General features: G+C 67.2%; 22 protein-coding genes. 10 read left to right on the plus strand and 12 right to left on the minus strand.

Going from position 1 to position 26,619, the window contains the following annotated elements; all coding sequences use genetic code 11:
- Positions 1–100 precede the first annotated feature (100 nt).
- Complete coding sequence (locus ACTHQX_RS08500; protein WP_440156824.1) at positions 101–1,681, plus strand: C40 family peptidase; 1,581 nt, start codon at positions 101–103, stop codon at positions 1,679–1,681.
- A gap of 49 nt (positions 1,682–1,730) precedes the next feature.
- Here the strand turns inward: ACTHQX_RS08500 and ACTHQX_RS08505 are convergent, their stop codons facing one another.
- From ACTHQX_RS08505 to ACTHQX_RS08515, 3 genes are read right to left on the minus strand one after another with little or no spacing between them, the layout of a single operon-like run.
- Positions 1,731–2,636, minus strand: coding sequence for an ABC transporter permease (locus tag ACTHQX_RS08505; protein ID WP_440156827.1), 906 nt, complete (start codon positions 2,634–2,636; stop codon positions 1,731–1,733).
- A gap of 4 nt (positions 2,637–2,640) precedes the next feature.
- On the minus strand, positions 2,641–3,699 hold the full coding sequence (locus ACTHQX_RS08510) for an ABC transporter ATP-binding protein (RefSeq protein WP_440156830.1): 1,059 nt from the start codon (positions 3,697–3,699) through the stop codon (positions 2,641–2,643).
- A complete protein-coding gene (locus ACTHQX_RS08515) occupies positions 3,696–4,865 on the minus strand; it encodes a LolA family protein (protein ID WP_440156832.1) in 1,170 nt (389 codons plus the stop codon). The genes ACTHQX_RS08510 and ACTHQX_RS08515 overlap by 4 nt, the downstream gene beginning before the upstream one ends.
- Positions 4,866–5,019: 154 nt before the next feature.
- Between ACTHQX_RS08515 and ACTHQX_RS08520 the strand changes: the two genes are divergently transcribed.
- Positions 5,020–5,679 (plus strand): DedA family protein, encoded by a 660-nt coding sequence (locus ACTHQX_RS08520; RefSeq protein ID WP_440156835.1) that lies wholly within the window; start codon positions 5,020–5,022, stop codon positions 5,677–5,679.
- On the opposite strand, the gene ACTHQX_RS08525 is transcribed toward ACTHQX_RS08520, so the two are convergent.
- Positions 5,676–8,432: a PEP/pyruvate-binding domain-containing protein gene (locus ACTHQX_RS08525; RefSeq protein WP_440156838.1), complete on the minus strand. Its 2,757-nt coding sequence runs from the start codon at positions 8,430–8,432 to the stop codon at positions 5,676–5,678. The genes ACTHQX_RS08520 and ACTHQX_RS08525 overlap by 4 nt on opposite strands.
- Positions 8,433–8,435: 3 nt before the next feature.
- Positions 8,436–9,473, minus strand: coding sequence for a universal stress protein (locus ACTHQX_RS08530; protein ID WP_236806405.1), 1,038 nt, complete (start codon positions 9,471–9,473; stop codon positions 8,436–8,438).
- A 467-nt stretch (positions 9,474–9,940) separates the two neighbouring features.
- Here ACTHQX_RS08530 and ACTHQX_RS08535 point away from each other — a divergent pair, with 467 nt between their 5' ends.
- Positions 9,941–10,573: an FAD-dependent monooxygenase gene (locus ACTHQX_RS08535; protein ID WP_440156977.1), complete on the plus strand. Its 633-nt coding sequence runs from the start codon at positions 9,941–9,943 to the stop codon at positions 10,571–10,573.
- A gap of 87 nt (positions 10,574–10,660) precedes the next feature.
- Here the strand turns inward: ACTHQX_RS08535 and ACTHQX_RS08540 are convergent, their stop codons facing one another.
- Positions 10,661–11,251 carry a copper resistance CopC family protein gene (locus tag ACTHQX_RS08540; RefSeq protein ID WP_440156841.1) on the minus strand — a complete coding sequence of 197 codons (591 nt, stop codon included), beginning with the start codon at positions 11,249–11,251 and terminating at the stop codon, positions 10,661–10,663.
- A 111-nt stretch (positions 11,252–11,362) separates the two neighbouring features.
- On the opposite strand from ACTHQX_RS08540, the gene ACTHQX_RS08545 reads away from it, so the two are divergent.
- Positions 11,363–12,802, plus strand: coding sequence for an NCS2 family permease (locus ACTHQX_RS08545; RefSeq protein WP_236806403.1), 1,440 nt, complete (start codon positions 11,363–11,365; stop codon positions 12,800–12,802).
- A 160-nt stretch (positions 12,803–12,962) separates the two neighbouring features.
- Complete coding sequence (gene hutG, locus ACTHQX_RS08550; RefSeq protein WP_440156845.1) at positions 12,963–13,928, plus strand: formimidoylglutamase; 966 nt, start codon at positions 12,963–12,965, stop codon at positions 13,926–13,928.
- 68 nt (positions 13,929–13,996) lie between these two features.
- Here hutG and ACTHQX_RS08555 read toward each other — a convergent pair whose 3' ends face one another.
- Positions 13,997–16,189, minus strand: coding sequence for a transglycosylase domain-containing protein (locus ACTHQX_RS08555; RefSeq protein ID WP_440156848.1), 2,193 nt, complete (start codon positions 16,187–16,189; stop codon positions 13,997–13,999).
- A 100-nt stretch (positions 16,190–16,289) separates the two neighbouring features.
- Positions 16,290–17,594 carry a cation:proton antiporter gene (locus ACTHQX_RS08560; protein WP_440156851.1) on the minus strand — a complete coding sequence of 435 codons (1,305 nt, stop codon included), beginning with the start codon at positions 17,592–17,594 and terminating at the stop codon, positions 16,290–16,292.
- Between the two features lie 232 nt (positions 17,595–17,826).
- Between ACTHQX_RS08560 and ACTHQX_RS08565 the strand changes: the two genes are divergently transcribed.
- Positions 17,827–18,087, plus strand: a complete 261-nt coding sequence (locus tag ACTHQX_RS08565; RefSeq protein WP_236806399.1) for a hypothetical protein — start codon at positions 17,827–17,829, stop codon at positions 18,085–18,087.
- Positions 18,088–18,199: 112 nt separating this feature from the next.
- Here the strand turns inward: ACTHQX_RS08565 and ACTHQX_RS08570 are convergent, their stop codons facing one another.
- The 4 genes from ACTHQX_RS08570 to ACTHQX_RS08585 form a co-directional block, all read right to left on the minus strand.
- Entirely contained in the window at positions 18,200–18,436 is a 237-nt protein-coding gene (locus ACTHQX_RS08570; RefSeq protein WP_236806398.1) for a hypothetical protein, read from the minus strand.
- A 165-nt stretch (positions 18,437–18,601) separates the two neighbouring features.
- Positions 18,602–20,197, minus strand: a complete 1,596-nt coding sequence (gene hutH, locus ACTHQX_RS08575; RefSeq protein ID WP_440156855.1) for a histidine ammonia-lyase — start codon at positions 20,195–20,197, stop codon at positions 18,602–18,604.
- 62 nt (positions 20,198–20,259) lie between these two features.
- Complete coding sequence (gene hutU, locus ACTHQX_RS08580; protein ID WP_440156857.1) at positions 20,260–21,972, minus strand: urocanate hydratase; 1,713 nt, start codon at positions 21,970–21,972, stop codon at positions 20,260–20,262.
- Positions 21,973–22,207: 235 nt separating this feature from the next.
- The gene (locus ACTHQX_RS08585; RefSeq protein ID WP_236806395.1) at positions 22,208–23,032 is read right to left on the minus strand and encodes an IclR family transcriptional regulator; all 825 of its coding nucleotides are present in this window, start codon (positions 23,030–23,032) and stop codon (positions 22,208–22,210) included.
- Between the two features lie 197 nt (positions 23,033–23,229).
- Between ACTHQX_RS08585 and ACTHQX_RS08590 the strand changes: the two genes are divergently transcribed.
- From ACTHQX_RS08590 to ACTHQX_RS08605, 4 genes are all read left to right on the plus strand, one after another.
- A complete protein-coding gene (locus ACTHQX_RS08590; protein ID WP_236806394.1) occupies positions 23,230–24,147 on the plus strand; it encodes an SDR family oxidoreductase in 918 nt (305 codons plus the stop codon).
- Between the two features lie 143 nt (positions 24,148–24,290).
- Positions 24,291–25,784, plus strand: a complete 1,494-nt coding sequence (locus tag ACTHQX_RS08595; protein ID WP_440156860.1) for an amino acid permease — start codon at positions 24,291–24,293, stop codon at positions 25,782–25,784.
- Between the two features lie 258 nt (positions 25,785–26,042).
- Positions 26,043–26,297 carry a hypothetical protein gene (locus tag ACTHQX_RS08600; protein WP_111903341.1) on the plus strand — a complete coding sequence of 85 codons (255 nt, stop codon included), beginning with the start codon at positions 26,043–26,045 and terminating at the stop codon, positions 26,295–26,297.
- Between the two features lie 48 nt (positions 26,298–26,345).
- Positions 26,346–26,564: a helix-turn-helix domain-containing protein gene (locus tag ACTHQX_RS08605; RefSeq protein WP_236806391.1), complete on the plus strand. Its 219-nt coding sequence runs from the start codon at positions 26,346–26,348 to the stop codon at positions 26,562–26,564.
- Positions 26,565–26,619 lie beyond the last annotated feature (55 nt).

Consider the following 26,619-nt stretch of genomic DNA (forward strand, 5'->3'; position numbering starts at 1 on the left):
GCAACCGGCGCTCTAACCTCAGAGGGCTGGGCATCTTCAGAGGAGCACTTCCGTGCTGCCTCCCGACTCGTTCGCCCCGCCCTGACTTGCGAGGTTATGAATGAGTTTGACTGGCCCCGGCCGCACAGCGGCCGTCCTGTGCACCGCCGTCGTCCTCTTTGGAACCCTCGCGGCACCTGCGAACGCTCACCGGGGGGTCGCGGTGAGCCCGCCAACATCGGTCTTCGGGGCAACAGCCCTGACGGCACCGGCACCGCCAGAAATCCCCTCCCCCGCGGAAATCGCTGCCGCCAAGTCAAGTGAAAGTGCGACGGCGGCAAAGGTCGCCGACATTGAGGGCATCCTGGCCGAGGCCGCGACGGCCCAGGAAGCCACGTTCGCACGCACGCTCGAAGCCAACAACGCCTACAGCAATGCCCTCGTCGAGCTGGACACGAGGTCGGAGGCGGCCGCGGCGGCCACGGCCAGGGCTGCCGCCGCGGACAAGGAACAGTCCAAGAGCCGCAAGGCCGTGGGGCAGCTGGCCGGGGACCTGTACCGGAACGGTGGCCTCAATCCGGAACTGAGCGGCCTGGTCGCGGGCACGGGCGACGTCCTCGCCAAGGCCGCAACACTGCAGGCCCTCACCGCGGGCCGGAGCAGGGCCTTCGCCGCAGCCGAAACCACCGCCACAGCCGCCGAATCCCTCACCGCTGCTGCCGCCGACGCACGCCGCGCTGCGGACGATGCCGCGAAAACTGCCGAGACCCTCAAAGCACAGGCCGATCAGGCCAATGCGGCCCAGGTGAAGGAAGTGGCGGACGCGAAGGCGCAGCGGACCGTTCTTGTGGGGCAGCTTGCCTCACTACGGAACACCACAACGGCGCTTGAGTCCGCCCGCGTGGACGGCCTGGAACGCCAGCGCCAACAGGCCCGTCTCGCCGCCGTGACTGCGGCAGCTGAACGTGCCGCAGCGGCCCAGGCGGCCACAGATAAGGCAGCGGCAGGGAACGCTGCGGACGCAGACCAGACACCGGTGGCGAACGCTGCGGCGGCAGGCAGCGCAAGTGCTGCCTCGGCGCAGCAGTCTGCTTCCGCGCCGTCCCGGACGCCGGCCCAGACCACTCCTTCACGGGCAACTCCGGCGGCTCCCGCGCCTGCGGCTCCGGCTCCTGCGGCCCCCGCGCCGGCCCGCCCGGCTCCCGCGCCGGCACGCCCGGCACCTGCTCCGGCCCGCCCGGCACCCGCACCAGCACGGCCGGCACCCGCCCCGGCTCCCGCGCCTGCGCCGATTCAGCCGGCGCCGGTTCGGCCTGCCCCGTCTCCAGGCGGCTCCAACCAGGCGGCCATTTCCGTGGCGATGGGCAAGGTGGGGTCGCCGTACTTCTATCAATATGGCGGCACTGGCGCGTATGGCTTCGACTGTTCGGGCCTGGTCCAGAACGCGTTCGCGGCCTTCGGGAAGCAACTTCCGCGCACGGCTGCGGAGCAGTTCGCCCAGGCCCCCGTTCACGTGCCCCTGTCCGAGGCGCAGCCCGGTGACCTGCTAGTTTGGGGATCGGCGCCGGGTTTCTACCATGTGGCGATCTACCTCGGCGGCGGCAGGGTAGTCCAGGCACTGAACCCGTCCGCGGGCATCACCGTGACAGATCTGGGCATGATGGCCGGCATGCAGCTCCACCCGGTCGCCGCGCGGTACTAGCCGCAGACCACTACGGACCCGATGGCGGAAACGCCCGCCCAGGAAACGCCTAGGACAGCACGTCCTTGCTCACGAACCTGCCGTACGCGAGCGCGCCGAAGACAGCGATATAGCCCGCCTGCAACAGCGCATTGTCGCCGAACGAATCCCAGCCGACCGGTTGGCGAAGCAGGTCTGCGAAGCCGAACCAGTTGTGCGTGAACAGCCACGGGTGCAGCCACTCCAGCTGGGGCAACTGATCGAGCACCTGGGAAACGACGGACAGGACTATCGTGGCGGCCATGGCGCCGACAGGCACGTCCGTCAGCGTGGACAGAAACAGCCCGACGGCCGATAAACCGAGCAGCGACACGGCCTGGTAAGCGGCGATCAGCAGCATCCTCACCAGCGCCTCATCCGGTTCCACAAGGTCGCCCGAGAGCAGTGCCACCGGTCCCACCGGGAAGAGCACCCAGCCGATGCCCGCACCGGCGAGCGCCACTGCGAGCGGAGCGGAAATGCAGAACACAGCAGCCCCGGCATACTTGACCAGCAGCAGGCGCACCCTGCCGGCCGGAGCCACCAGCAGGTACCGCAGCGTGCCCAGTCCGGCCTCCCCGGCAATGGTGTCCCCCGCGACCACGCCAATGGTCAGCGGGAGGAACAGCGGAACGGACACCAGCATCGCGGTGACGGCCACGAACAGGCCGTTCTGGCTGATCCGGTCCAGGAACGCCGGCCCCCTCCCGGGGGGAACGGCTGAGGAAACGCGGACGACGACGGCGATCACCACCGGGATGGCGGCCAGCGCCAGGAGCATGGCCTGGGTCCTGCGGCGGCGGAAAAGCTGCTTCAGTTCCGAGGCGAGCAGCGAACCGCTGGACGGCCGGCGCCTGGTACCCGGCGCCGGGCTGTCTCGCACGGCGAGCCGCTGCACCGCCGGTTCCTGCACCGGCGGCCGATCACTGTGCGACATCGAATCACTGTGCGACATCGAAGCCCTCCCCCGTCAAAGCCACAAAGCGGTCCTCCAGGCTGCCACGCTCCACCGTGAACCCGCGCACCCGTACGCCGTCTGCCACGAGGGCAGCAACTATTGCCTCCGGTGCCACGCCTCCGTTGGCGGCGGGTTCACCTGCTGTCGCTGGACGACCCGCAGTGTGCGAGAACCCTACCGGACCCGAGTGACCCGCAGCCCCTGAAGACTCCGTGCCGACGGGCAAGCTGGAAGTGATGACGGCATCCGCTCCGTCTGGATGACTCGCAACCGGAGACAGACCGAACCGCACTAAAACGCCCGAGGCCGTACCGGCGTCGGGCGTCACGAGGCGGAGCTGCGCGGTGCCCGACTCGCGGAGTTCGGCCAGGGGCCCCTGGGCCACCAGCCTTCCGGCACTCATGATGGCCGCGTGGGTGCAGATCTGCTCCACTTCGGCCAGCAGGTGGCTGGAGACGAACACCGTGGCGCCGTCTGCGGCGAGGGACCGGACCAGGTTCCGAACCTCCCGCGTGCCCTGCGGGTCCAGCCCATTGGTCGGTTCGTCCAGCACCAGCAATTCGCGCCTTGCCAGCAGCGCGTTGGCGATTCCCAGCCGCTGCTTCATGCCGAGCGAGTAGGCCCGCACCTTCTTCCGGGCGGCATGGGAAAGCCCCACGCGTTCCAGTGCTTCCGCCACCCGCGCGCGGCGGGTGGACGGCGCGGCGTGGCGGTCCGCTGCATCAAAGCGGTGCAGATTTGCCGCCCCCGAGAGGAAAGGGTAGAAAGCCGGCCCCTCCACCAGCGCACCGACCCTTGGCAGGACCTCATCCAGCTGCCGCGGCATGTCCATCCCCAGGACCCTGACCTCGCCCGCGGTCGGCGCGGCGAGGCCGAGCATCATGCGGATGGTGGTGGTCTTGCCTGATCCGTTGGGCCCGAGGAAGCCGAAAACAGAGCCCCGGGGCACGGCGAGGTCGATGCTGTTGACCGCCAGCTGGTGGCCGAACCGCTTGCTCAGCCCGTGTGTCTCTAGCGCAAGAGCGCGGCCAGCTGCTGTCACCTCGCGGCGGCGGCGGCCTGGAGCCGCTCCAGGGGCATGGAACCAACGAACGTCCGGCCGTCGTCGGTCAGCAGGACATTAACCAGAGATGTGGAGATGGCCCGCCCGCCCGGGACGGTCACGGTCGCCTGGCGAAGCAGTGGATCATTGAGCAGCCGGTCAGCTGATTGCTTCCCGGACTCGCGGGACTGGGATGGCGCGGAAGCGGAGGGGGCCGGAATGCCGACGATCCGTTCCCAGCCGGAGCCGGTGACGGTGGGGACGTGCCCGCGCAGGTTCTTATTGTCTGTGCTCCTGTCGGCCGCGTCCTTGCCAGCCAGATCCTTGTGGGCCCGGTTCTTGTCGGCCTGGCCCTTCGTGCCGCTGGGCTTTGCCGGCACCGCCAGTTCCTTCACCGAGGCACCCGGCGGCGGCGCGAAGTTAAACAGGGCCGCATCGGGAGCGCCAAGCGTCAGGCTGGAGAAAGCGGTCCGGAACGCAGGCTCCTGCTGGCCGCGGGCCCGTACCTCCACGCTCAGCGGCAGACCGTTCTCACCGTCCACGGCCACAGCCACGGAACCCACCAAGGTGACGTCCGAGCGCGGCGTAAGAACCAGGTTGTACGCCGCCCTGCCTGCCACCTCGGTGTCTTCGGCCACCGCCACGTCGGTGCCGTCCAGCTTTTCAAGCATCTTCGCGGCCAGTTCCTCCGGGGTTGCCACACCTGCCGGCATGTCATGGCTGCGGGATTCCTTCGTCGCACCGGCGGGAAGCGTGACGTGCGTGGCCGTGTTGTCCTTGGAGTTGTACAGCCACAGCTCATTGCCCTGCCGGACGGCGTCGCGTTCGGCCATCCGGTCCATGACCTGGATGCGGGCCTTGGTTGGGCCATCAACGTAAACGCGGGCGCTGTGTGGGCCGGTCAGCAGCTCCGCGAGGGAACCCGTCCCGGCACCCGAACTGGGCCCAACCTGGGGGACATCCGGCAGGCCGAGTTCGGACGACTGCTCCACCGTGCCGGAGAACGACTTGGCCTGGTGTTGTCCGATCATCGCCAGCACCTGGGCAGGTGTCTTCTCTGGCAACGGGTCCCGGGCGCTCGCGGGCAAGGACCCCGCCAGGACTCCGGCAGCTATCACAGCAGGTACGGCCACGGCGGGTGTCCACCGCAGCCAGATGGCAGTCATGTCAACTCCGCTCCGACGTCGCAGCTCATACCCTCAGGGTACGCCTCGGCCTCCCATGTGGCAGCCCCCGGCCGGGCTGTCGGCTTTCCCTGCCGCGTCCAGTGGGCCAGACTGGGTGGGCCTTCCGTTTTCCAGCTTCCAGGAGCCTTCACCAATGCGCATTCCCGGCGCCACATCCAGTCCGGCCGACGAACTGACAGGCATCGTGGGTTTCGCCGCCCACGCGATCGATTCGCTCGGGGAATGGGGTGTCGGACTCTTTACCTTCCTCGAGACGGTGTTTCCGCCGATTCCCAGCGAAGTGATTCTTCCGCTCGCCGGGTTCCTGACCCGGCAAGGGTCCCTCAACCTGGCCCTGGTCTTCGTGACCAGCACGCTGGGGGCGTATCTGGGCGCTCTTGCGCTGTATTTTCTGGGCGCGAAGGTGGGGCTGGAGCGTTCGATCCGCTGGCTGTCCAAGCTGCCGCTGGTGGACCGGGAGGACTTCGAGCGCGCGGACGTCTGGTTCCGCCGCCACGGCAGGTCGGCGATTTTCTTCGGCCGGCTGCTGCCCGGCGTGCGGAGCCTTATTTCGCTGCCGGCGGGCGCCGAGAGGATGCACCTGGGCACCTTCAGCATTTTCACCATTGCCGGCAGCGGCATCTGGAACGCGGCGCTGATCGGCTTGGGCGTACTGCTGGGCCGGCAGTACGCGATGGTGGAGCAGTACTCCCGCTACCTCAACTACGCCGTCTACGCCGCCCTGGCCCTCTTCGTGGCCTGGCTCGTGGTCCGGCACATCCGGCGCGGCAAGCCGGCACGGGACCCCCGCTAGGCCAGCGGCACCACGGTGCCGGCGCCGCCGTCGACCGTCACTTCCTGGCCAGTCCGGAGCAGCAAGGTGGCGTCAGCGACGCCCACCACGGCCGGGATGCCGTACTCCCGGGCCACCACTGCGCCGTGGGAGTTGGGGCCGCCCATCTCCATCACCAGGCCGCCTGCCGTGAGGAAGAGCGGGGTCCAGCCAGGATCGGTGGACGGCGCCACCAGGATTTCGCCCGGTTCCAGGTGGGCGCCCACGGGGTCGAGGATGACACGTGCGGGCGCCGTCACCGTCCCCGCCGACGCCGGGCTCCCGGACAGTGCCCCGGCCGCGGTTCCGACGGCGGTAAGCAGCGTTTCCGGTTCCGTTCCGTCCGAGAGCAGCATCCGCGGGATATGGCGCCGCTCCAGTTCCAGGTAATAGGCCCCCTGCCGCTGTGCCACGACATCCTGCATGTCGGCACCCTCCAGCGCCTGGTGCGCTTCGGCGAAATCCAGGAAGAAGATGTCCTCTGCCCGGGCCAGCCGTTCCTGCTCCGCCAGCACGGCCCCGACCGCCGCCAACTGCTTCCGGACCTCGGCCAGCGCCAGGACGATCTGGAACTTGGGAAGTTCGCGCAACCCGGCGAAGAGCCGTGCCCGCCGCAACGCCGCCCTGACAGCCACACCACGGAGCCGTCCCCGGGTCCTGGCCTCGGCCACCAGCCGCTCGATCTGTGCCTCCGCTTCGGCTGCAGCCTTGCTGAACTGGCGGTCGGGGGCACGTTCCGGGTCCTCCAGCCGCAGGTAGTTGGCCAGGACGCCAAGAATATGGGTGGGATCGTCCCGCCAGCGGGGCATGCCGACGTCGATCTCGGCGACAGCCCGGTGGCCGTACCGCGCGAGGAATTCCGCCAGTGCGGTCTGGGCCGCGGCGGGCAATGCGCCTGCGGCGAAGAGCTGCGCCAGCACGGCCGGCGGGTTCCCGGTGAGCACGGCCAGCGATTCCGCGTCGGACTTGATCTTTATGGCGACGCGCCACAGCTCGAGGTCCATCTCGGTGGTCACATTGTTGGGCAGGCCGCGGAGTACAGGCTGCAGGTCCGTGGTTCTGCTTCCTGCGGCACCAGCCTCGCGGGCGCCGCCCTCGCCGGCACCAAAGAGTTTGCCTGCACCAAGAAGTTTCCCGGCGAGGCCGAGCATGGCGAAGCCCAGGCCGGCCAGCGGGAGCACGGCCGGAAGATTCGGGAAAAGCCGCGACAGGATCCCCTCGACATGGTCAAGCCGCGCGCGCGGGGAAGCGCCCTGGGGCAGTTCCAGCGTCGCGTTGAACTCCGTGGTGAAGCGGTTCAGGCGTTTGAGTGCCGCCTCGGGACGGACAAGCGCCCGGATCGCTGCTTCCGGCACGCGGGCCCGGGCAGCTATGGGGAGCACGTGCTTGAGGAGGTCCCAGGGTGTACGTCGGGTGATGGAAAGGCGGGGGTCGCCGAACACGCTGCGCAGGACTTTCGCGGAGCGTGCCTCCATGACGTCAAAGACCCTGGGAATGATCCGGCGGCCCACGGTGCTCCGGGCGGCTGCGGTCAGGTCGAAAAAGATTCGCTGTCCGGCTTCGACGTACGGCGGCGGACCGCTGCGGGGATCCGGAACGTCGAAGCCCGCTGCGGCAGCAACTGATGAGCCGATCCGCCGGAGGGCGGCAAGTCCCATCGGGGTCAGCGGCCGGGTAAGGCCTTGGGCGAGGCTGAAGCAAAGGTAGACGCGCAGGTCCTCCCCCGGGCCGGGCCGTTCCTGCTCTTTCTCCGGGCGGGTGGCCTTCTCCGGCAGCGGGTAGAGCGTGGTGATGGGCCGCGACTGGGTCAGCCAAAACTTGCCGTCGACGTCGAGCGCCCACTCGGTGTCCTGCGGGGCGCCGTAGTGGGCCTCCGCCTTGCTCCCCAGCGCCGTGAGTTCCCGGATCTGTGCATCCGTCAGGCACGGCTGGTTTTCCACGCCCGGGCCGGCTGCCGTCTGCTCGACGGATTCGGTACCCCCCGCGGGCAGCGGCCGGACAGCCGTCCGCTTGTCCCCCAGCCGGCGCTGCAGGATGGAACCGGATGCGGTGTCCACCACGAAATGGTCCGGATTGACGGCGCCCGACACCACTGCCTCGCCAAGGCCGGGGCTGGCGTCGATCACAGCCTCGCGGCGCCTGCCGGTGACCGGGTTCGCCGTGAACATCACGCCCGCCGCCTCGGCGTCCACCATCCGTTGGACGACGACGGCGAGGGCCACCGTTGCGGGATCAATGTTCCGGCTGGCGCGGTATGCCACCGCCCGGTCAGTCCACAGTGAGGCCCAACACTTCCGGACGGCATCCAGCAGCGCCACAGCGTCTATGACGTTCAGGTATGTGTCCTGCTGGCCGGCAAAGCTGGCGAAGGGAAGGTCCTCGGCCGTGGCCGAGGACCTCACCGCGACCGGAACACCGTCCAGCGCCCGGTATGCCGTTAGCACCTCCCCAGCGATCGCCGTCGGCAATTCTGCCGAAATGATCTGACTGCGGGCCCTGGCAGCCAGGCTGGCGAGCGCTTCGAGATCATCGGCAGGGGTGTCCTGGAGGGCGCGGTGCACGTCTGCGAGGCCCAGTGGCTCCACGGCCTGGATGTAGGCCCTGGTGGTGAGGCAGAACCCGTCCGGGACCGGGAGTCCGGCCGCAATCAGCTCGCCGAGGTTGGCAGCCTTGCCGCCAACCTCCGGCAGCATGGAGGCGCTGAGGTCCCCGAGGCCGAGCACCAGGCCGTTCATGCGCTACGAGGCGCCGAGCATGGGTCCGAAGCTGGCGCGGTCTGCGAGCCGCGGGTCCTCCCGGTCCGGCACCACCATCACGGGGCTCTTGGCATGGTGGAGGACGCCGTCCGACGTCGACCCCAAAAGCATGCCGGTGAAGCCGCCGCGGCCGCGGGTACCCACGACGATCAGCTCAACATGCCGGCTGGCCTCCACCAGCACATCCACGGGCGATCCATCCAGCAGCCGGGTCTCAATGGCCAGCCGCGGGAAATGGCTCTGCAGCCAGGCCACCCCGGCCTTCAGCTGGACCTGGATGTCGGCGAACAGCGCTTCCCGGTCCAGTGGGGCCGGAACCCAGGCAAGGGAGCCGCTGTACTGCGGCACGGCGCAGATTACTCGCAGCGGCGCACCCAGCCGTTCGGCCTCCTCCGCTGCTTCCAGGACGGCGACGCGGGCCTGCTCGGACCCGTCCACTCCCACCACGACAGCTTTTTCCACGGGGCCGTGGCCGGCCTTGGCCTGTTCCGCGCGGATGTGCTTGTCCTGGGTGGTCTCGCCCAAGCGGTCGGAGCAGATCAGCGGAACCGTCACAGTGGGGCATTTGGCGTGGGCGGGGAGCGCGCTGCTCACGGAGCCAAGGAGCCGCCCAACAAAGCCACCCCGCCCGCGGGTGCCGAAGACCAGCAGTTCGGCGGTCTCGGACAGGTCGAGCAGTACGCCCGAAGCGTCCCCGTTCTCGACCGAGGCGCTGACGCTGAGGTTGTAGCCGGCCACCTTGTCCACTGCGTGCTGCAGGATGGCCTCCGCGCCCTCGCGGATCACCGAGTCGTCCACTGTGGCATAGCCGCCGTCGAGTCCGGAGGCGGCGAAAATGGGCACCGAGTAGGCGGTGACAATATGAAGCGGACTGCGGCGGCGTTCGGCTTCACGGGCGGCCCAAACGAGGGCACACTGTCCGTGGTCCGAACCATCGACGCCCACCACGATTCCCTGGGGTCTGGCGTGCCGTGCACCGCCATCCCGTGCCGGGTCGGGATGCAATTCGTGTGCGTCCATGTGGTCCGCCTCCTCGCGATACTGCCTGATGATGCGGCTATTCTGCCAGAAGCAGCGTGCCTAGCCAGCACCGGCAGGCCGTCCGGTTCCCGGTTACGTACAGCCTGCACCTAAGTCCAACTATTCTCGGTCCGCGATCTCTTAGCAAGCGGTCCCTTCGCGGCTTTTCGGGCCTTTCCTAAGGCAGTTTCCTGCCTGTTCCGGGCGCTCTTCCGGCACCGCTCCCGCGTGCTCTTCCGGCGCCGCACGGGGCGCGCCGCTAACGCCGTGCAAAGCCCCGCAAACCAATGTTTCAGGTGGGGTATCCAGCGACCAAAAAATTCTGTAATGTCGAGGCACTATCGGTCCGGATTGTGCTCCACCGCACATCCGGGGATGGCTTGTGTCTGCTTGCTGGGGCAGTGGACGGTGCACGGCGATGATGCCTGCGCTTCGAAATTCTCGAGGAGGAAGTTGTAGTGTCACGCATGCCTGGTCTCAGCGGCGCAGAACGGACCACCACTGTGGTCATCGGCACCGGACTTCCCGGTTTGGCAATCGCCACGGAACTCCGGCGCCGGGGCGTTGATTCAATCATCGTCAGCAGGCTCGAATCCCCGAGGGACGGCCAGTCCTTCCAGAAATCCGCGCCGCAGCGGTGCGACGACGCCGAGGCAGCGTCGCTCCAGGAGCGGAACGAAATCCTCCGGCACCTGCGCAACTACGCGTCGAGCCACCAGCTGGACATCCGCAGCGACACGTCTGCCGTGTTGCTCGACAAGATGGGCCCGGGGGCGGAGGCCTCGCTTCACCGCTGGGCCGTACACACCCCGGACGGCGTGCTGCTGGCCGACCACATCGTGCTCACCCGCTGTGCCCACAGCCAGCTGCGGCGCATGCTCACGGACCTCGGCATCTCCATTGGCGCCAACCTCGTCGCAACCATGCGTGCCATCGGCATTTACCTGGTGGGCGTCGGCGAGCTCATCACGCCCACACCGAGGGAGGTCCTGCGCCAGGCCAAGGTGGTGGGCCAGGCCATCTCGGCGAAGGTCTACCCGGACAGCGTGCCGTCGGTGCTGACCGGGAGTTTCCCGGCGCTGCCCGCCGGGGCACTTTGAAGTCGGGGCACTTTGAAGTCACGGCGCTCTGAAGAGGCCGCGGCTGGCTAAAGCCGCGGCCTCTTAGGCCGCGGCCGTCTAAAGCGGTTAGTTCCCGTCGCGGTCAGGCTCGTCACTCACGCCTAGGCGCCGGCGGGCCAGCACACCCAGGGTGATGAGCAGGCCGAGGGCCACGGCTGCGAACACCACGATGCTCCACGGGAAGGGTTCGGAGGAATCCGGCGCGGTCCCCGTGGCCTGCGTTGCCCCGGGCTGCGGCGTGCCGACAGTAGGAACCGGCGCCGCCGCTGCCCCCGCCGCAGCCGCCGTGGCTGTGAAGGAGAACGTCCCCTCGATCGGGTGCGAGTCAGAGCTCACCACCCGCCAGACGACCGAATACTTCCCGGCAGGGGCACCTTCCCGCAGCTTCTGCGAGGCGACGTTGTCCACGATCTCCACCTTGCCGTCGGCCCAATCGGTTCCGGCGGCATCCGTTACCTTGACCTGGGAACCGAGCCCCAGCGGGGTGTTGTTGAAGGTTATCGAGACCTTCGCGGGCGCCGTCGCCACGGTGCTGCCGTCGGCCGGGCTGCTGGATTCGGCGGCGTCGTGCGCGGAAGCGGGACCCGCGGTGAGGAGCAGGGCGACGAGCGCGAGCGCGCCAAGGAGGGCGGACAGCAACTGGCGGGTGAAACGCATGGGCAGACTACTCCTAGTGTTGACTTCCTTACAGACTAGGCGAATTTGCTGGGACGGCACCCGGCAACCTACTAGGATTCAAGTAACCCCCACACTCTCACCGGAGGACTAATGCTCAAGCAGGGCTCTGCACTGGACCGGTACTTCAAGATATCCGAACGGGGGTCCAACTTCTCCCGTGAAATCCGGGGCGGTTTCGCCACCTTCTTCGCCATGAGCTACATCGTGGTGCTGAACCCCCTGATCCTGTCCGTTGCGGACTCCTCCGGCGCCACACTCGGTTTCCAAGCCGTCGCTGCGGTCACCGCCTTTGTCGCCGGTGTCCTGACCATCCTCATGGGCGCGTGGGCCAAGCACCCGTTTGCCATGGCCACCGGCCTGGGCGTCAACGCCTTCGTGGCCGTGACGGTGGCCACCAACCCGGGACTGACCTGGCCGGACATGATGGGGCTCGTGGTCCTTTCCGGCGTCACCATGATGATCCTGGTCCTGACCGGATTCCGGACCGCCGTGTTCCGGGCCGTTCCGGACGGGCTCAAGACCGCGATCGTGGTGGGCATCGGCCTGTTCATCGCCCTCATTGGCCTGGTCAACGCCGGCTTCGTCCGGCGCGTTCCGGACGCCGCCGGGACCACCGTGCCGGTGGGCCTGGGCTTTGACGGCAAGCTCCTGGGGTGGCCAACCCTGGTGTTCGTCTTCGGCCTGATCCTGACCATCGCCCTGCTGGTGCGCAACGTCAAGGGTGCCATCCTGATCGGCATCGTCGCCTCCACCATCCTGGCCGTCATCCTTGAGTTCACGCTGCACATCGGCCCCAGCTTCGACGGCAAGAACTTCAACCCGCAGGGCTGGTCCCTGGTTGCCCCCAAGTTCACCGAGTGGGCGGCTCCCGATCTCTCGCTGATCGGCAAGGCCAACCCCATTGGCGCTTTCGGCCATCTGGGCGTGGTGGCCGCCGCGCTGCTCGCCTTCGTGATCCTGCTCAGCATCTTCTTCGACGCGATGGGCACCATGGTGGGCCTGGCCAACGAGGCCGGAACTGTGGACAAGGACGGCAACATCCCCAACGTTGACCGCGTGCTGCAGGTGGACGCCCTGGGCGCCATCGTCGGCGGCGGCGCCTCCGTGTCCTCCAACCAGATCTACGTCGAGTCCGGCGCGGGCATCGGCGAGGGCGCACGGACCGGTCTGGCCTCGATCGTGACCGGCCTGCTGTTCCTCGTGGCCATGTTCTTCACCCCGCTGATTAACCTTGTGCCGTTCGAGGCTGTGGCCCCCGCTCTGGTGGTGGTCGGCTTCATGATGGTGGCCCAGATCGGCAAGATCCACTGGCAGGACTGGGGCATCGCCCTGCCCGCCTTCCTCACGTTCACGCTGATGCCGTTCACCTATTCGATCGCCAATGGCCTGGGCGCCGGCTTCATCTCCTACGTCCTCATCCGCACCTTCCAGGGCCGCGCCCGCGAAGTGCACCCGCTGATGTGGGCCGTCGCGGCAGCCTTCGTCCTGTTCTTCGCCATCGGCCCGATCGAACAGGCACTCGGCATGTAACAGCCTCCGCTTTCCCGCCCCGGAGATGGCAGTTGGCGGCAGTGTTCCTCAGCGACACTGCCGCCAAGTGCCATCTCGCGCTTAAGCCGGTTCCGGTATTTCAGACATCACGACGGCGGCGCTGCTGGCTTTCGCTGTGTCCGTACGGTGAGCTTGAAGCATGGACTTTCCCGCGCTCTCGGTTGACGCTGCACCCCGCCCCTGGACAGGCCGCTACGACGGCGACGGTGAAGCCCACCGCCGGTGGTGGCAGGCGGTAGCGCCGGCAACCGGCAGCACTGCGGTCCCGCACGCTCCCGTCACCGCCGGACGCCCTGCCGTGATCCTCGGCTTCTGCAGCGATGAGGGCGTGCGCCGGAACAAGGGCAGGACCGGAGCCGCGGCCGCCCCCGCGGCCATCCGCAGTGCGCTGGGCCCCCTGGCCTACCACTCGGAGCGCGCCGCCGCCGACGCCGGCGACGTGGTGGTCCGCGACGGCGAGCTGGAGGCCGGCCAGGCCCGCGCCGGCCTCGCCGTGTCCGCACTGCTCAACGGCGGCCACCTCACCTTGCTGCTGGGCGGCGGCCACGAGACCGCGTACGCGAGCTACCTCGGCGTGGCAGGGTCCCGGGCGGTCCGCGATGGCCAGCGGCTGGGCGTGCTCAACCTCGATGCCCACTTCGACCTCAGGGATGAGGCCACCCCGAGTTCGGGGACTCCGTTCCTCCAGATGGCCCGCGCCGAAGCGGCCGCAGGACGCGAACTGAACTACGCCGTCGTCGGAATTTCCGAACCCAACAACACACGGGCGCTGTTCAGCACCGCCGAGGAGCTGGGCGTGCGGTACCTGCTGGATGAGGACTGCACTGCCGGGGCGGCGGAGGCCTTTGTGGCGGATTTCCTCAGCGGAATCGACGTGCTGTACCTGACCATCGACCTTGACGTGCTGCCGGCGGCGGTGGCTCCGGGAGTAAGCGCCCCGGCCGCATATGGGGTTCCGCTGCCGGTGATCAGTGCCGTCTGCCGCCAGGTGGTGGCCAGCGGCAAGCTGCTGCACGCGGACGTCGCCGAGCTGAACCCGGCCTTCGACATCGACAACCGGACGGCCCGGGTGGCCGCGCGGCTGGTCAGCATCCTGCTGGGCTAAGCAGCTGCTGGGCTAAGCAGCTGCTGGTCCGCCCGGCTCATCCTTGGGCCAGCTAATCCTTGGTCGAGCTAAGGCTTGGGCTTGGGCTTGGGCTTGGGCTTCGGGGCTGGCCGGGCGGGCGCCTTGGGCTTGGCCGCGGGCTTGCTGACGATCGACCCCGGCGGCTTGGGGAAGGCGGCCGCCGGATAGAGCCGCGCCACCTGGAGCATGTAGTTCGCCCACTGCGGGCCCGCGATCATGTAGCCGTCAATGCGGTCGTAGTGCTTGCCGTTGACAGTGAGGTTCCTGCCCGGCCGCTGCTGGCCCTCCAGGGCGTCCCCGAAGAACGAGGCCGTGGCCAGGCCGGTGGTGTAGCCCAGCACCCAGGTGGCACTGTTGCTGTTGTTGGTACCCGTTTTGGCTGCCACCGGCACACTCTTCTGCACCTTGGGGTTGATGTAAATGCCGGAGCCCTTGTTGAGCATGTCCTGGAGCGCCTTGTTTACGCCGCGGACCACGTTCTTGTCCACGGTGTCGCTGCATTCCTCGGCCTCCGCGGGCAGCTTCTTGCCCGCCATGTCCGCCACCCCGGCCAGGGCCACCGGCACGCAGTACCGGCCGTCGGCGGCGAAGGTGGCAAAGGCGTTGGCCATAGTCAGGGGCGCCACCCCGGTGCCGCCCAGGAGGTTGCCCAGCTGGTGCATGTTCACCGGTGTCCCGTCCAGGCCGCTGCGGAGCCCGACGGCGTTGACCATGTTCTGGATCCCGCAGAAGTCCAGCTGCGCGGCCTCTGCGAAAGTGGCCGTGTTGATCGAGTTGTAGAGCCCGTAGTCGGCCGGCATCTTGCGGTAGTAGCCCTCCGACGCATTCTGCAGGTCGTCAGCCGTTTCGAGTCCTGCCCTGCGCTGCTTCGTGCTGTAGCCGCCCGCCACCTTGCCGCAGGAGGACCGCCAGCGGAAGCCCAGCGGGTACTCGCGCTTCGAAGCGTCCACCACGGTGGTCATGGTCTTGCCCTGGTGCAGCCACTCGGCGAAGGTGAAGGGCTTCATGGTGGAGCCCGGCTGGAACCCGCCGGCGCCGTTGAGATCGTTGCCGTTCGCGTCCTTGGCGTCCACGTTGAAGTTCAGCTGGGTGTCGAACTTTCCGCGCCCGGGCAGGTACACCGTGTTCTGCGCCATCGCCAGGACCCGGCCGGTGCCCGGCTGGACCGTGACCAGCGAGGCGCCCCACCTGTCCGGATTGGCGCCGGCTGTGGCGTTCACCTGCGCCTGGGCCTTCGCCTGCAGCCGGCTGTCCAGGGTGGTGGTGATGGTCAGCCCGCCGCGGAAGAGCCGCTTTTCGCGGGCCTCGGTGTCCGCGCCGTAGGCCGGGTTGTTGAGGAAGAGCCGGGTCACGTAATCACAGAAGTACGGTGCCATGGTGGCAGCGGCGCAGCCCTGCCGCGAGGGCTTCACCTTCAGGCCGACGCCGGAGGCCACAGCGGCGTCATGCTCCTTCTTGGTGATCATCTTCTGCTTGAGCATTTCGCCAAGGACCTGGTTGCGGCGTTGCAGCGAGTTCTTGGGGTTGGTGACGGGATCGTAGAAGCTGGGGCTGTTGACCAGGCCCGCGAGCAGCGCGGACTGGGGCAGGGTCAGCTTGCTGGCCGGGACGCTGAAGAAATACTGGGACGCCGCCTCAATGCCGTAGGCGCTGCGGTTGAAGAAGACGATGTTGAGGTAGCCCTCGAGGATTTGGTCCTTGGTGAACTTCTTTTCCAGTGCCATCGCGAGCCTCATCTCGCGCAGCTTGTCCCCCATGGTCTTCTGCCCGCTGAGGACCACCTGGTCCTCACGGCCCTCGGAGATCAGGGACTCGTTCACAATGTTGGTGACGTACTGCTGCGTGAGGGTGGAGGCGCCCTGCCGGTCGCCGCGGGTCAGGTTGCTGGTCAGCGCGCGCAGGATGCCCTGCGTGTCGACGCCGCTGTGTTCGTAAAAGCGGCTGTCCTCGATGGCGACGGCGGCCTTCCGGATGAACGGGGACATCTGCTTCAGGGGCACGCGGACGCGGTTCTCGGAATAGAACGTGGCGATGAGTTTGCCGTCCGCCGTCAGCATGCGGGTGGTCTGCGACGGGGCGGGCACCGCGAGCTCGGTGGGCAGGCTGTTGAAGTAGGAAATGGACCTGCTGACCGAGGTGCCGGCGAGGGCGGCCCCGGGCACCAGGAAGCTGGCCGCGAGGACCCCGCAGAGGCAGCTCACAAGCACGAACCCCAGCAACTTTGCCAGGCCGAGAGCCATACGGGATATCAACCTTTTGCCTGCCATGATCCAAGCTCACCACACCACCGGAGTGAATACAGAATATTCACGGCCCGGGACCTTCATTCGTTCCCCGGCGTCAGACCGGCGTGTGCGGCGCCTTTCCCTCGTCGCCGAATTCCTCCGCGGCCCTACGTGCACGCAGCCGGTCCAGGCGTTTCATGACCGGCGCCGTGGTGGCGCCGTGCAGCACCACAGACATGGCCACGACGAGTCCGACGATGCTCCACAGATACTCCGCCCGGTCCCCGAAGGCGCCCTGGCCCAGCGCGTAGGCAAGGTAGTACAGGGACCCGATGCCCCGGATGCCAAAGAAGGAAATGGCGATCCGTTCCCGGGGGCCGGTCTTGCCGCCGGCCAGTGCCAGCCAGCCGGACAACGGACGCACCAGAACCAGGAAGGCCAGCGCAACGCCCACCTCAGCCCAGCCGACGTCGGCCAGCAGGCCCCGCGCGATCGCTCCGCCCAGGAGAACCAGGATGACCACTGTCAGCAGCCGCTCGAGCTGTTCCACGTAGGAGTGAAGAATGCGGTGGTAACCGTGGGTGCGCTCCGCCGCCCTGATGGTCACGGCACACACGAACACCGCGATGAAGCCGTAGCCCTCGATCATTTCGGTGACACCGTAGGCCAGGAAGGTGGCGGCCAGCGCGACGAAGCCCTCGGAGTGGTTGGACAGTCGGATGCTGTCATGCCGGGCGGAGAAGAAAAGCCGTGCCAGCGCCTTGCCCGTGCCGTAGCCCAGCAGCACGCCCATTCCGATGCGCCACAGGACGTCCACGCCGAACCACTCCGGAAACCAGGCCGACGGCGCCGTCCCCACAAGGCTCATGGCAATGGCCAGGTACACAAAGGGAAAGGCCAGCCCGTCATTCAGTCCCGCCTCGGAGGTCAAGGCGAACCTGACCTCGTCCTCCTGGTCGGTGCCCTCCTCCTCGTCGGCCGGTTCGCCCACCTGCACCTCGGAGGCCAGGACCGGATCGGTGGGTGCCAGTGCGGCGGCCACGAGGAGCGCGGCGGCAAGTCCCAGGCCCAGCAGCCAGAGTCCGAGGAGCGTCAGGCCCAGCATGCATAGGGGCATGGCAATGCCGAGCATCCGCCAGGTGGTTGCCCAGTTCCGCCGCCCCACCGAACGGTCAAGCGCTAGCCCGGCTCCCATCAGCGAGATGATCACGCAGATCTCGGTCAGATGCAGCGTCAGCTCGGGGTGCTGGACGGGGTTCGGGTCCGGAAGGTTGGGAAGCAGGCCGAAGGCGGCCGCGCCGGCGCCCAGGAAGACCATTGGCATGGAGATCGGAGCATCGCGCAGCGCCTTGGGCAGGATGGCGGCAACAAAGACGGCTACGCCCGCCGCGGCGAACATGATGCTGGCACCTTCAAACACGGTCGCCTCCTGCGCCGTCGGCCTCTCAGACCTGACCAACATTAGCGCGCAGCACGAGGGAGGGGGTCTCCGGGCGCTGCTCGGTGTGGCTTTTACCGGCCCGGGACGACAGAATGGTTGATAAGACAACTATCGTCAACATGGCTGTCAAATGACAGTCATCTTACCTTTGCCCTGACTCCCGGTAGAATGGTCTACTGCCCCCCGGCAAGAACCAAAGAAAGTCAGTACATTGAGCACAGCAACCCTGGAGCGCCCAACCGCTCCTACGAGCGCGTCTCCCTCTGCGGATGCCCGGTCCATCCACCTGGCATTCACGAGTGCCGCCCAGGTCCACGACGGCCTGGAAAGCGCCGTGGAGACGCTGATCGAAACGGCCGCCCAGGAAGGCACCTGCGGCATCAAGGTCACGCGCCTCGAGCCAGGCCGCTACACGGTGGCCCTCGACGAGTCTGTTCCCTTCGGTGAAACACACGAGGACATCGCGGCCTAGCGCGCGAAAAAGCCCCCGATCCTGAACTCATTCTGGCCGAAGGGCCGAATGAGCCAAGGTCGGGGGCTTTTTGTTTTTCCGGAGCGCGGCCTGCCGCGCCGCTTCTGCCGGATTACATCCGGCGCACCTGCACGCCGTCGGACCTCATAAAGAGCTGCGACTCAGGCGCTCCACCGCAGATCAGCCACAACACGTTTCCGCTCCGTGAGACTTCCTCCACCTCGCCTGCCGCAATGACATGGGCATGCTTGATGATCTCGACCCGCTCGCCCACGTGCAGCGATCCCCAGTTGGTGACCGTAGCTGCGTGTGCCATGCGTCTGGACAGGACTGCCCCGCGTGCTTTCATTTGAACTTCTACCCCTTTGTGGATGTTCTCTTCCGCCACAGCCTCTTTGATGTGACTTTTACTACACCTTTAGTTCTACTACACCCGCCGGGCTGTGTGCGGCCCGTTGCGGAGTATTTCGGCACCGCCGGCAAAATGTTTGCCGGCGGTGCACTTTGTTCACCGTCAGGCGAGATTTCCGACGGCGGATTCGGCTGCCGCCCGCACCGCACCAGAGCCGACCAGCTGGTCGGCGGCCTCGAGCTCCGGTGAGAGGAACCTGTCCGTGCCCGGACCGCCCACGACGGTCCGCAGCGCTTCGAGGACAGCCGCCCCCGCAGGACCCGGGGTCAGCTGGCCATCCGAGAGCTGCGTGCGCATATCTATGGCCCGTGCCGACGTCACGAGTTCGATCGCGAGAACGCGGCGGAGGTTCTCCACGGCCTTCCGGAGCTTGCGGGCGGCGTGCCAGCCCATGGACACGTGGTCCTCCTGCATGGCGGAGCTCGGGATGGAGTCGACGGAGGCGGGCACCGCGAGCCGCTTGTTGTCCGAGACCAGGCCCGCCTGGGTGTACTGGGCGATCATGAGGCCCGAGTCCACGCCCGGATCCGCTGCCAGGAACGCCGGCAGGCCGTGCGAACGGGCCGGGTCAAGCATGCGGTCCGTGCGCCGTTCGGCGATGGAGCTGAGGTCCGCCACGGCGATGGCCAGGTAATCGAGCACGTACGCCACCGGTGCGCCGTGGAAGTTGCCGTTGGAGCTGACCCGGCCGTCAGGCAGGACCACGGGGTTGTCGATGGCGGCCGCGAGTTCACGGGAAGCCACCAGCTCAGCGTGGTCGACCGTGTCCCGGACGGCGCCCGCAACCTGGGGTGCACAGCGCAGCGAGTATGCGTCCTGGACACGTGAATCGCCCACCCGGTGCGAGGCCACGATGGCCGAGTCAGACAGAACCCGGAGCATATTGTCCGCGGAGGCGGCCTGGCCGGGGTGCGGGCGGAGGGCGGCGTGCAGCTCGGGCAGGAACACCTGGTCCGTGCCGAGCAGCGCCTCGACGCTGAGCGCGGCGGTGATGTCCGCCGTCGTCAGCAACTGCCGCAGGTCCGCTATGGCCATCAGGAGCATGCCCAGCATGCCCTCGGTGCCGTTGACCAGCGCCAGACCTTCCTTCTCGGCAAGCGTCACCGGTTCGATGCCGTGCGCGGCGAGCAGTTCAGCAACCGTGGGTTGGCCGGCGCCGCCGTGCAGTTCGCCGTCGGGTCCTGTCGCTTCGCCTTCACCCATGAGGACCAGGGCGCAGTGGGACAGCGGTGCCAGGTCGCCGGAGCAGCCCAGCGAACCGAACTCCCGGACCACCGGGGTGATGCCGGCGTTGAGCACGTCCACCATGGTCTGCAGGACCACCGGCCGGACACCGGTACGGCCCGAGGCGAGGGTCTTGGCGCGCAGGAACATGATGCCGCGGACTACTTCGCGTTCCACCGCGGGGCCCATGCCGGCGGCGTGGCTGCGGATCAGCGACTTCTGCAGCTGGGTCCGCAGCTCGCCGGGGATGTGGCGGTTGGCCAGCGCGCCGAAGCCCGTGGAGATGCCGTACGCGGGCACGTCGCTGTGGGCCAGTTCGTCGATGTGTGCGCGGACCTTGGCGACGGTTTCCAGGGCGTTCTGGGAGATGGTCACCTTGGCGTCATGGCGTGCGACGGCGACGAGGTCCTCGGGCGTGGCACCGCTGGCACCGAGGGTAACGGTGAGCGGTTCGTGGGTGGTGATAGTTGTCATTTCTTCTTCCTTCTTCCCAACTGACTGGCAGTTGTTGTCGTTTTGAGCAGCCAAAACGACGTCTAATGCGAGCTACTTGGGGTGGATTCGTTCATCGGGATCCGGACGCCGCGTTCCTTGGCGACGTCGACGGCGCGGTCATAGCCGGCGTCGACATGCCTGATCACGCCCATGCCGGGATCGTTGGTGAGGAGCCGCTCGAGCTTCTGCGCTGCGAGATCGGTGCCGTCGGCGACCGAGACCTGGCCGGCGTGGATGGAGCGGCCGATGCCGACTCCTCCGCCGTGATGGAGGGAGACCCAGGTGGCGCCGGAGGCGGTGTTGAGCAGGGCGTTGAGCATGGGCCAGTCGGCGATGGCGTCGGAGCCGTCGGCCATGGCTTCCGTTTCCCGGTACGGGGAGGCGACGGAGCCGGAGTCCAGGTGGTCGCGGCCGATCACGATGGGCGCCTTGACCTTGCCTTCCTTGACCAGCTGGTTGAACAACAGCCCGGCCTTGGCGCGTTCGCCGTAGCCCAGCCAGCAAATGCGGGCCGGCAGGCCTTCGAACTCCACGCGCTCGGCGGCGGCGTCGATCCAGCGGTGCAGGTGCTGATTCTCCGGGAAGAGCTCCTTGATGGCTTTGTCGGTGACGGCGATGTCCTCGGGATCCCCGGAGAGGGCGACCCAGCGGAACGGGCCCAGGCCCTCGCAGAACAGCGGGCGGATGTAGGCCGGAACGAAACCGGGGAATTCGAATGCCCGGCTGTAGCCGCCCTTGCGGGCCTCGTCGCGGATGGAGTTTCCGTAGTCGAACACCTCGGCGCCGGCGTCCTGGAATTCGACCATGGCCTGGACGTGCTTGGCCATCGATGCCTGGGCCTTCTTGGTGAAGCCCTCCGGGTCAGCTTCTGCTTCGCGGTGCCATTCGTCCACGGAGATGCCTTCCGGCAGATAGCTCAGGGGGTCGTGGGCGGAGGTCTGGTCGGTGACGATGTCGATGGTCAGCTCGCCGGCCTTGTGCCGGCGAAGGAGTTCGGGGAACACCTCGGCGGCGTTGCCGACATAGCCCACGGACCAGCCGCGGCGCTCTTCCTTGGCCTTCAGGACCTTGGCGATGGCGGCGTCGAGGTCGGTTTCCACCTCGTCCAGGTAGCGCTTGCCGGCGCGGCGGCGGAGGCGGGTCTCGTCGACGTCGACAATCAGGCAGGCGCCCTCGTTCAGGGTGACGGCGAGGGGCTGGGCGCCGCCCATGCCGCCGCAGCCGCCGGTCAGTGTCAGGGTGCCGGCGAGCGTGCCATTGCTGTCTCCAGTGAGCTTGCGCGCGATGGCTGCGAAGGTTTCGAACGTCCCCTGCAGGATGCCCTGCGTGCCGATGTAGATCCAGGAACCGGCCGTCATCTGCCCGTACATCATCAGGCCCTCGGCCTCGAGCCGGCGGAACTCGGGCCACGTAGCCCAGTCGCCGACGAGGTTGGAGTTGGCCAACAGCACACGCGGCGCCCATTCATTGGTGCGGAAGACGCCCACCGGCTTGCCGGACTGGACCAGCAGGGTCTCGTCCTTGTCCATCGTTTCCAGGGTGCGGGTGATGGCATCGAATGCGGCCCAGGAGCGCACGGCCCGGCCGGTACCGCCGTAGACCACCAGGTCATCCGGGCGTTCGGCGACCTCAGGGTCGAGGTTGTTCATGAGCATGCGCAGGGGTGCTTCGGTCTGCCAGGACTTGGCGGTGAGCTCGGTGCCTCGGGCTGCTTTGACCGGGCGGGCACCGGTGGTGAAATCGGCGGGTGCCATGGTGGCTCCTTCGTATCGCGGGGATGTGTGTATCGCTGTTGCGTGTTGCGGAATGCTGTGTTGTCAGGCAAATCGTGGTTCGAGCGAAAGTGCTTCTGTATCAACTAAAGCCCCTTCATGGCGGGCCAAACAGGGGTTTCCGGCGGGTGCTGTCCGGTATTCCAGACCCAACTAGGTAGCAGCTGAGGACGTTCCCGGCGCTGAGAACGCCCTGTGCTGCGACCTAGTTGGGCTGCTACTTCGCCGGGCGGCCGTGGATGCGCACCGAGAGTTCATCGGCGACCTTCTGTACGCGGGCGGCGAGCACCGGCCACTGGTCCTCCGGCAGCTTGTCCTCGAGGAACGTGACGGCGACCGCCGCCGTCGGCCATCCAAGGTGATCCGTGACAGCGGCGGCGATGGAGCCAAAGCCCGGTGTCACCTCGCCGTGTTCCGTGGCGTAGCCACGCTGCCGCACCCGGTCAAGGTGCGACGACAACGCGGAGTACTTCATAATGGCACCCTCGACCTCGTGCCGGGCGGTGAAGGCGGCCGCGTTGGGATACAGCGCGCGGACCTGCGACTTCGGCAGCGCGGCCAGGATGGCCCGGCCGCTGGCGGTGAGGTGGCTCGGCAGCCGGACGCCGACGTCGGTCACGAGGGACGGCCGGTTCTTGGCCCGCTCCTCCACGATGTAGAGCACGTCCCGGCCGTGCAGGACGGCCAGGTGCGCACTCTCGCCAAGGACATCAACGAGTGAAGCCAGCATGGGTCGCCCAAGCCGGGACAGCGGTTCCTGCCGGGAGTACGCGGAACTGAGCTCGAAGGCGCTGATGCCAAGGCCGTACCGCTGCTCCTCGTGCAGGTGCAGGACAAAGCCGTTCGCCTCCATGACGCCAAGGAGGTGGTACACGCTGGAGCGCGGCAGGCCCAATGCCGTGGCAATGTTCGACGCCGCCATCGGCCCCCGCTTGGAACCCAATAGTTTGAGGATCCGCAAGGTATTTTCGGCGGCTGGAACTTTCGCCTTGACTGCTGATTCCGGCCGTTTTGCCGCTGCTGCGGTCATCGTGCCTGCCATGTGTCCTCCGGGCCTCGCCGTTGAGCTGTCTATCTGTCTTCAGGTGTCCCGGAAAGGTGTCCGGTATCCCGTACTTAAAGTTTGGGCCTCGCCCATGGCTGAAGTCGCCCTTCAGCAGCACCCCTGTCTGGAATACCGGACATCCCAGGCGCCCGCCCATCATCCCGCTTTCCCGCGCACGGAGCTAGCGTTGGTCCATGGAATCTCCACTCAAGGGCAAGGTAGCTCTGGTCGCCGGGGCCACGCGAGGGGCAGGTCGCGGTACCGCCGTGGCCCTGGGTGAGGCCGGGGCGGTGGTCTACTGCACCGGGCGCACCTCGAAAGCCCAGACCTCCGACTATCGTCGCCCCGAAACCATTGAAGAAACCGCCGCCATGGTCAGTGCGGCAGGCGGAACTGGCATCGCAGTGGCCGTCGACCATCTCAATGCTTCGGAGGTGGACGCGCTGGTCCGGCACATCGACCACGAAGACGGCCGGCTGGACATCCTGGTGAACGACATTTGGGGCGGTGAGAACCTCATCCAGTGGAACACGCCCCTGTGGGAACACGATGTTGACGGCGGTTTGCGGATGCTGCACGGCGCCGTCGACACGCACCTGATCACCAGCCACTTCGCGCTGCCGCTCCTCATCCGCCGCCCGGGAGGACTGGTGGTGGAGATGACGGACGGAACTCGAGAGTACAACGCAGCGCATTACCGGCTCTCCGCGTTTTACGATCTCGCCAAATCCGCCGTCCTGCGGCTCGCCTTCAGCCAAGCCGAGGAGCTGAAGGCGTTCGGTTGCACGGCCGTGGCGCTGACGCCGGGCTGGATGCGCTCGGAAATGATGCTCGAACACTACGGCGTGACCGAAGCCAACTGGCGCGAGGCGGCCGCCACGAATCCGCATTTCGCCGCCATCTCCGAAAGCCCGCGCTTTGTGGGCCGGGCGGTCGCCGCCCTCGCCGCCGACCCTGACGTGCACAGCCGGACCGGCGGCTCCTTCTCCTCCGGCGGGCTTGCGCAGGAGTACGGCTTTACCGACGTCGACGGCTCCCGGCCAGACTGCTGGCGCTATCTGGAGGAGATCCAGGAGGCCGGGCTGCCGGCGGATGCCAGCGGCTACCGCTGAAGCGCCGGGAGAACAGAAGCGCGAACTGGCAGCCCACACAGTCTGAAATCGAAGACACCAAGACCCCGTGAGGCTCATCACAACTCCCGTATACGTGGTCTGCTGGATAGCGATCCCCCTCCCAATGACGAGAAGGTATTGGCATGCAACAAGCCCAAACAAGAGATGAATTGGCGCCCGGAAACGGGACCGGAACGGTACGCACCGCCGCCGGAACCGCCGTCGGAACCGTTCTGAACCGCGGGCTCAACGTCCGCCACATCCGCTTCATGGCGCTGGGCTCCGCCATCGGCACCGGCCTGTTCTACGGTTCGGCCTCAGCCATCCAAAAGGCCGGCCCCGCCGTGCTGTTCGCCTACATGATCGGCGGTGCCGCCGTGTTCATGGTGATGCGCGCCCTGGGGGAAATGGCCGTGCGGCATCCGGTCTCGGGATCCTTCGGGCAGTACGCCAGCCGCTACCTTGGCCCGCTGGCCGGATTCGTGACCGGCTGGACCTACGTCTTTGAAATGGCGATCGTGGCCATCGCCGACGTCACCGCCTTCAGCATCTACATGGGTTTCTGGTTCCCGTCCGTGGAGCGGTGGGTCTGGATCCTGGCCATCATCTTCCTTCTCGCTGCGCTGAACCTGCTGAGCGTAAAGGTGTTCGGTGAACTCGAATTCTGGTTCACGCTGGTCAAGGTTGCAGCAATTATCGCCATGATCGCTGGCGGAGCGGGCATCCTCGCGTTCGGATTCCAGACCGGCGACGCCTCGGCCGCCCCGGGCCTGGGAAACCTCGTGGAGCACGGCGGCCTGTTCCCGAACGGCTTCGAGGGGCTCCTGGCCTCGTTCGCCGTCGTCATGTTCGCCTTCGGCGGCATCGAAACGATCGGCATCACGGCCGGCGAGGCAGCCGACCCCAAGAAGGTGATCCCGAAGGCCGTCAACACGGTACCGGTCCGCGTCCTGCTGTTCTATGTGCTGACCCTTGGAGTGCTGATGAGCCTCTTCCCCTGGAACGAGGTCGGCAGCAACGGCAGTCCCTTCGTCCAGATCTTCAGCGGGCTGGGTATTCCCGCCGCCCCCCACATCCTCAACGCCGTGGTGATAACCGCCGCACTGTCCGCCATCAACAGCGACATCTTCGGTGCCGGGCGGATCCTCTTCGGCCTGGCCAAGCAGGGCCATGCTCCGCAGAGCTTCGGACGGGTGTCGCGGCATGGCGTGCCGTGGATGACCGTGGTGATGATGACCGGAATCCTCCTGGTGGGAGTGGTGCTGAACGCAGTCATCCCTGAAGGTGTCTTCCTGCTCATCGCCTCCATCGCCACGTTCGCCACGGTCTGGGTGTGGGTGATGATTCTCGCCTCCCATGTGGCCATGAAACGCGAAATCGCCCGGAAGGGCCTGCCGGCGTCCGACTTCCCCTCCCCGTGGTGGCCGACTGCGTCCGTTCTCACCATCGGCTTCATGGTCCTGGTGATCGCAGTGCTGGGCTTCTTCGAGGACACTCGCGTGGCGCTGTACGTGGGGGCCGTGTGGTTGGGACTGCTGGTGGCCGCCTTCCGGCTTTGGGTCAGGGGCACCGGACGACGCCGGGCCCACCTTGAGGACGAGACCTCCCCGCTGCCCGTGGTCGCCAAAACTGAGTAGGATTTCTGCGAAAATGGCGCTCAAGGGTGGATTACGCGAAAACAAGTAGTAAAAATGGAAAAAGACAGGTACTTGGCGCCTGTTACGCGAGTGCACGGTGTGATAAATGAGGTAGATGTTACCCGTGTGACGCATGTGATTGCTCCCTAAAGTGGACTACACGGTGCCAGCCGGCCGGGGGTAGAGACCCCGCATGATGTACCGGCTCCGCGCCACCAGTGACTCGACGATTGGTCACACTGCGAAGGAGTGGTCCTCATGTTGGAAATCCAGGCCGGGGCGCCGGCAGAAAATATTCAGTCCGGGCGGTTGTCCGGCTTCCTGGCCCAGACGCTGCAACGGGCGCGCACGGCCGCTGTTCCATACAGAATCGGCGACGTTCTGCTGGGCGACGATCCGTTCAACGGCCGGCGGGAAGGCACCGTGGTGGTCAAGAACGGCCGGTCGATCGGGATCCGCTCCTCAGACCGGGTGTACTTCTACGATCACCGGCAACTGAGGCGGCCGGACTAGGCGGGTCATCCCCGCCAGTCCAGCCGACGAGCAACAGGAGCCGATTCCATGTCCATCGCCAACCTGCCAACTGCCTATCTCACCATTGCCGAGGTGGCCGCTGCCTTGCGCCTTTCCAAAATGACCGTCTACCGGATGGTCCGGGCCGGAACGCTTGCAGCGGACCGGTTCGGGAAGTCCTACCGTGTGCCGGAGTCGGCCGTGGAGGAGTACATCCGGGCCTCAGGCAACCCGGGCCCGGATGATCCCCCGGGCGCACGAAGCTGAGCGCGCGAAGCTGAGCGCGCGAAGTTGAGTGGCCGTCGGTCTGTTGCCAACCCCT

The sequence above is a fragment of the Arthrobacter sp. SAFR-023 genome (assembly GCF_051965295.1).
In the GTDB taxonomy this organism is placed as follows: Bacteria; Actinomycetota; Actinomycetes; order Actinomycetales; family Micrococcaceae; genus Arthrobacter.